Below are 5,661 nucleotides of genomic sequence, written 5' to 3'. Positions count from 1 at the left end.
CGAGCAAGGCGCTGGAGCCAGCGGCGGTCGCAGCCCTGGCCGCCGCCGCCGGACCCGAAACGCCGGGCAAAACGCGTCGACGTCGTCAAGCCAAGGCGGAAATGATCGGCCGCGGTTACGAATACATGGACTTGGAGCCAGAGCCGTCGGTGGTGCCCTCAGATACGGGGTCCGGCCCGCTCGGCTTCGCCGGTACCGCCGCCTACGAAACCACGGCTCCGGCCGCCGGATTGGCCACACTGGCCGACGATGAATTCGGCGGCGGTCCACGCATGCCGATGATGCCCGGCACCTGGAACGCCGACCCAGCGCCACATGAGGAGGCCTAACTATGGCTCGCCAAGCCTTTGCCCATGACGCGGTTGTGGTGATGGCGCCCGGCGGCGATCCCAACGCCCTCGGCGGCGCGATCACGATCGCGCTGTGCGGGCACTGGGACCATCAGCCCCCGTGCCCTCTGGCGCCACACCACGTCGCGACCCATCCCGACGATGAAACCGTCACGCTGCGAATACTTTTCGCGACCGAACCGGCCAACGAGCGGCGGGTTCGCTCCCTGATCGGCGACGCACTCGGCACCGGCCAATTGGCTGGCCCCGATGGCCGACTCACGACGTGGCGGTTGAGATCTGCCGCCCCTGGCAACGTCCGGCCCGAGGAGGAGGACCACGCCGCCGGACTGATTGCCCATGGACGTGAAGCCTCAGACTCTTAGCAGCCACAGTCCTCGCCGCGCCATGACTTGATGCCCTGCCAGATCGCCGCGGCGGCAATGCCCAGGCCGATGACCGGGTCGATCCACCAGAAGCCCGGCCAGCGGGCAGTGACGGCAAGCCCAACCAGAACCGCCGCGGCCATTGCGCCGCACAGGTAGTTCTGGGTGCCTTCACCGGCGGTGGCTGCCGAGCCCAGCCGCGCCGCAAGTACATGCTTGGCCCGGCCCAGGATCGGCATCAACACCAGCGAAGCGGCCGTCAACGCCATGCCGATCACCGAGGCGTCGACGTGGTGCGCGCCGAACAGATGGTGTACGGATTCCGCGGTGATATAGGGCGCCGTCAACCAGAACGACAATGCAACGCCGCGCTGAGCGCGTCGTTCAGCCGTCTCGGACAAGATGCGCGAGCCGGAGAACCGCCACGCCACCATGGCACTGGCCAGCGCCTCGGGCATGCTGCCCAATGCCCAGCCGGTCAGCGCGATCGACCCGACCGCCAAGCCCTGCCACAGCCCGATGACACCCTCGGCCAGCATCGCGGTCATGCTGACCCACGCCAGACACCACGCCCATCGCGCACGACGACGCCAGGCAGCGTCACGCTGCAACGACGGCGACGCGCAGCAGGCGTCGTCAACGAGTACGGCAGGCTGGCCGATGGAACCGGAATCGGTCACCAAGCGATGGTAGGTCAATGCGCGCTCGCACGTTATCCACAGTCCGCGGTTCATCCACAACCTGACCCGGTCGGCTGCTGTATTCGTCGTTGCGAAGGCAGGAACCAGGCATAATCGAAAACATGTTCGAAGAAGTTCCGGACGCCGCGGTGGTCTTGGCCATCGGCGACTCAGCGCGCGAGGAGAACATCGCCTGCGCGCGCCGGTTGGCTGCGGTCTTCGAACTCTACGAACGCCGCCAGATCCCGGACGATGGCACCGGACGCGGGCTTTGGCGCGTCGACCCCTGGGAGGCGGTCGCGGCCGAGATAGCTGCCGCGCAAGGGATCACGGCTGCAGCAGCTGGTGCGCAGCTGCACAATGCGGTTTGCCTGCATCAACGGCTGCCCAAGGTGGCGGCGCTCTTCGCCACCGGCGCACTGACTTACCAAACCGTCCGCATGGTCGTCACCCGAACGCTGCTTGCGCTAGAACCCGATGTGCTTGCAGACATCGACACCGACCTTGCCGAAAAATTGACCACCTGGGGACCGCTCTCGTTGCACAGGACCGAGCAGGCCATCGACGCGTTGGTCGAACGTCACGATCCTGCGGCGCGGCGGCAGACCGAGACCGCCGCACGGTCGCGCTACATCGACGTCAATCACCGGGGGCGCGGTACCGCAGATATCAATGGTCTGCTGTATTCGACCGACGCCACCGTGCTCGACCAGCGCCTGACCGCGCTGGCGCACACGGTCTGCAACAACGATCCACGTACCGTCGACCAGCGTCGCGCCGACGCCTTGGGTGCACTGGCCGCGGGACAGACTGTTCTGGGGTGTGCCTGTGGGATGTCCGACTGCCCGGCGGCAGACACGCCGTCGACGACGGCGGTGGTGGTGCATGTGCTGGCCGAACAAACCGCTCTCGACACCGCGAATACCGATGACCTCAACGGCGAGCGCCCTGGTGATAGTGGACCCGAGATCGTAAGCGACCCCGAGCGTCTCGCCGAACTCATTCGCGAAGCTGCCGAGCCACGGCCCATCCCTCAGCCCCGTATCATGCCGGTCGAAAACCCTAATTCCCCAGTAGTTTTGGGCGGTCCGGTCGTACCGGCCGCCATACTCGCCGAACTGGCCGCCCGCGGCGCGGTCGAATTGCGGCCCCTGCTCCACCCCGGCCAGAGTCCACCCGAACCGCGTTACCGGCCCTCGGCGGCGCTGTCCGATTTCATTCGATGCCGAGACATGACCTGTCGTTTCCCCAACTGTGACCAACCGGCCTACGCGTGCGATATCGATCACACGACACCTTACGACGCTGGCGGACCCACGCACGCCTCGAACTTGAAATGCTTATGTCGAAAACACCACTTGCTCAAGACTTTTTGGGCTGGCATCACCGGCTGGCGCGATAAACAGCTGCCCGATGGCACGGTGATTTGGACGTCGCCATCCGACCACACGTACCGCACGGCGCCGGGCAGCAGGCTGCTCGTCCCGCAATTGTGCTTGCCGACGGCCGAACTGCCGTGCGTCCGCCCGCGGAGTCGTGACTGCACGAATCGCGGCGTGATGATGCCCAAGCGGGCGCAAACCAGAAGCACCGACCGGCTTCGGCGAATCATCGCCGAGCGCAAGGCAAATCAGCGCTGACTACTAGCGCGCGCTATCCACCCTGGGTAAAACGCATTGCCAGAAACCGACGTCGTGCCAGGCACCGAGCTTGTAACCGGCCTCGACCAGCCGACCAGCCCGGACAAACCCGTGTCGCTCATGCAGCCGGATGCTCGGCTCGTTGGGCAGTGCGATCACCGCAACGGCGCTGTGGAATCCCTGGCTGCGCAGGCGGCCGAGCAGCTCGGTGTACAGCGCGTCGCCGACCCCCTGACGCTGCCTAGCGGGATCAACGTAAACGGTGGTCTCGGCGGTCCATTGATATGCGCCCCGACCGTTCCACGGCGCCGCATACGCCACACCGATCACCCGGTCATCGGTCGCTACCAACCACGGGAACTGCGTGTGCAGTCGTCGCCAGTCGCTGCGCCACTCGTCGACGCTCTGCGGTTCGGTCCGGAAGTTGACGAACGACTCTTCGATGGACTGGTTGACCATCGCGCAGACCTCTGCCAGGTCATCCTCGGTGGCGAGCCTGACCCGCGGCCCCGAACGGCCCGCGGGACCTGAAGCGGTCACGAGGCGATGTTAGAGCCGCTACCGTGCTCTTATGGTGGATTTTGCGCTGCGCTCGTGTGGATTGCGTGGGCATGCGACGTTCGCGCCTGACGAGCCCGACCTCCGGGGCCGCTTGACGGCCGACACGCCCGCCGGGCAGGCGTGGCGGTGTTTGCGCTGCGAAACTTTCGTGGTGGGCCCGCCGCGCCGCAGCGGCCCGGCCACTACGGCGCCGGAAATCCCGCGCGGGCGAATGCTCCGTGACCGGACGTTGATGCGGGCGCTGGCCGTGGAACGCGCGATTCGCTGTGTGATCTTTCTGTTGCTAGCCGCCGGCGTGTTCAAGGTCACCGGGTCACGCGAGCGCTTGCGCCACGCGTTCGAGCAAGACCTGCCGTACCTGAAGCCGTTGGCGAATCAGATCGGATTTAATCCGGACAACTCCAAGATCATTCACGACATCGCGCACGCATTCTCGTGGTCGTCGGAGAAACTGACGTGGATCGCCGTCGCGCTTGCCGCCTACGCGGTGATCGAACTTATCGAAGCGGTCGGGTTGTGGCTGGTGCAACGGTGGGGCGAGTACTTCGCGGTGATCGCGACCAGCGTCTTTCTTCCTTTCGAGATCTACGAGCTGACGGAAAAGGTTACGGCTCTAAAGCTTATCGCGTTTGTAATCAACATCGTCGCGGTTATCTGGCTGCTTTGGAGCAAACGGCTGTTCGGGCTGAACGGCGGCGGCAAGGCCTACCGGCAAGAGCATCACACCGCCAGCCTGCTGAGTGTCGAGCGCGCAGGCCTACGCGAAACTGCTTCCGGTACATCCCTGGACGCACACTGATGCCCGTCGGCGCCAAGCCTCTCAACGGTTTTCGGGTGATCGATTTCACCCAGAACGTCGCCGGGCCGCTGGCCGGACAGGTGCTCGCCGACCTGGGCGCCGAGGTGATCAAGGTGGAAGCACCCGGCGGAGAGGCAGCCCGACACATCACCTCGGTGCTGCCGGGCCGCCCGCCGCTCGCGACCTACTTTCTGCCCAACAACCGCGGCAAAAAATCGGTGGCCGTGGATCTGACAACCGAAGCGGGCAAGCAACAAGTGTTACGGCTGGCCGACACCGCGGATGTCATTTTGGAAGGATTCCGCCCGGGCGTCATGGAGAAATTGGGCCTGGGCCCCAACGACTTACGAGAACGCAATCCCAAACTGATCTACGCCCGTGTGTCGGCGTTCGGCGGCAACGGCCCTCATGGTGACCGGCCCGGAGTCGATCTCATGGTCGCGGCCGAGGCCGGCATGACCACCGGCATGCGCACGCCGGACGGCAAGCCGCAGATCATCCCGTTTCAGCTTGTCGACAACGCCACCGGACACGTGCTGGCCCAGGCGGTGCTGGCCGCGCTGCTCAACCGCGAACGGCACGGGATCGGCGACATCGTCCGCGTCGCGATGTACGACGTCGCCGCATCGCTGCAGGCCAACCAGCTGACCGTGCATTTGAACCGGCCGACCGTGCCGCCGCCGTCGTCGTCATCGGCGCCAACAGCTAAGCAGCGCAAGGGAGTTGGTTTTGCGACGCAGCCGTCGGATGCGTTCCGCACCGCCGACGGGTATGTCGTCATCAGCGCGTATGTCCCCAAGCACTGGGAGATCTTGTGCCGGAGCATCGGCCGTCCAGATCTTATCGACGACGAGCGGTTCGCCGACCAGCGTTCGCGGGCGATCAACTACGGCGAGCTCACCGACGAGCTGGAGTCCACGCTGATCACGAAGCCGGCCGCCGAGTGGGTTGATCTGTTGCAGCACAACGGATTAATGGCGTGCTTGCCATATACCTGGAAGCAGGTCGTCGAAACTCCGCTTTTCGCTGAGAACGACCTCGCCCTCGAGGTCGGCAGCGGCGACGACGCTGTCACGGTGGTTCGCACGCCGGCCCGTTACTCCTCGTTCACCGCGGTCGCCACGGATCCGCCGCCGGAGCTGGGCGAACACAATGGCGACTTCCTAACCATGCCGTGAGGTAGCGTCATTGGTTGCTGTGACGGGAGACAACCATGAAGCGCTGCATCGTCGGAGTACTGGCTGCGCTGCTGATGGCCGCAGAGCT

General features: G+C 65.4%; 6 protein-coding genes and 1 pseudogene. 5 read left to right on the top strand and 2 right to left on the bottom strand.

All coding sequences use genetic code 11. The annotated features are described in order from the left end of the window. Both WBF82_RS14235 and WBF82_RS14230 read left to right on the top strand, forming a co-directional pair. Positions 1 to 329, top strand: a pseudogene (locus WBF82_RS14235) (hypothetical protein); the annotation flags it as partial. Positions 330 to 331: 2 nt separating this feature from the next. Next, positions 332 to 715 carry a hypothetical protein gene (locus tag WBF82_RS14230; protein ID WP_424383644.1) on the top strand — a complete coding sequence of 128 codons (384 nt, stop codon included), beginning with the start codon at positions 332 to 334 and terminating at the stop codon, positions 713 to 715. Here the strand turns inward: WBF82_RS14230 and WBF82_RS14225 are convergent. Then, complete coding sequence (locus WBF82_RS14225) at positions 712 to 1,395, bottom strand: hypothetical protein (protein WP_424383643.1); 684 nt, start codon at positions 1,393 to 1,395, stop codon at positions 712 to 714. The genes WBF82_RS14230 and WBF82_RS14225 overlap by 4 nt on opposite strands. Positions 1,396 to 1,517: 122 nt before the next feature. Between WBF82_RS14225 and WBF82_RS14220 the strand changes: the two genes are divergently transcribed. Further along, entirely contained in the window at positions 1,518 to 3,035 is a 1,518-nt protein-coding gene (locus WBF82_RS14220) for a DUF222 domain-containing protein (RefSeq protein ID WP_424383642.1), read from the top strand. 3 nt (positions 3,036 to 3,038) lie between these two features. Here the strand turns inward: WBF82_RS14220 and WBF82_RS14215 are convergent, their stop codons facing one another. Next, complete coding sequence (locus WBF82_RS14215) at positions 3,039 to 3,575, bottom strand: N-acetyltransferase family protein (protein ID WP_424383641.1); 537 nt, start codon at positions 3,573 to 3,575, stop codon at positions 3,039 to 3,041. 31 nt (positions 3,576 to 3,606) lie between these two features. Here WBF82_RS14215 and WBF82_RS14210 point away from each other — a divergent pair, with 31 nt between their 5' ends. After that, a complete protein-coding gene (locus WBF82_RS14210) occupies positions 3,607 to 4,395 on the top strand; it encodes a DUF2127 domain-containing protein (RefSeq protein WP_424383640.1) in 789 nt (262 codons plus the stop codon). After that, positions 4,395 to 5,573: a CoA transferase gene (locus WBF82_RS14205; protein ID WP_424383639.1), complete on the top strand. Its 1,179-nt coding sequence runs from the start codon at positions 4,395 to 4,397 to the stop codon at positions 5,571 to 5,573. Before WBF82_RS14210 ends, WBF82_RS14205 begins: the two co-directional genes overlap by 1 nt. Positions 5,574 to 5,661: the final 88 nt, after the last annotated feature.

Origin of the sequence: Mycobacterium sp. (assembly GCF_049673265.1) — a bacterium.
In the GTDB taxonomy this organism is placed as follows: domain Bacteria; phylum Actinomycetota; class Actinomycetes; order Mycobacteriales; family Mycobacteriaceae; genus Mycobacterium.
Note: the sequence above shows the minus strand (reverse complement) of the source record. Positions and strands in the feature narration are given on the sequence as shown.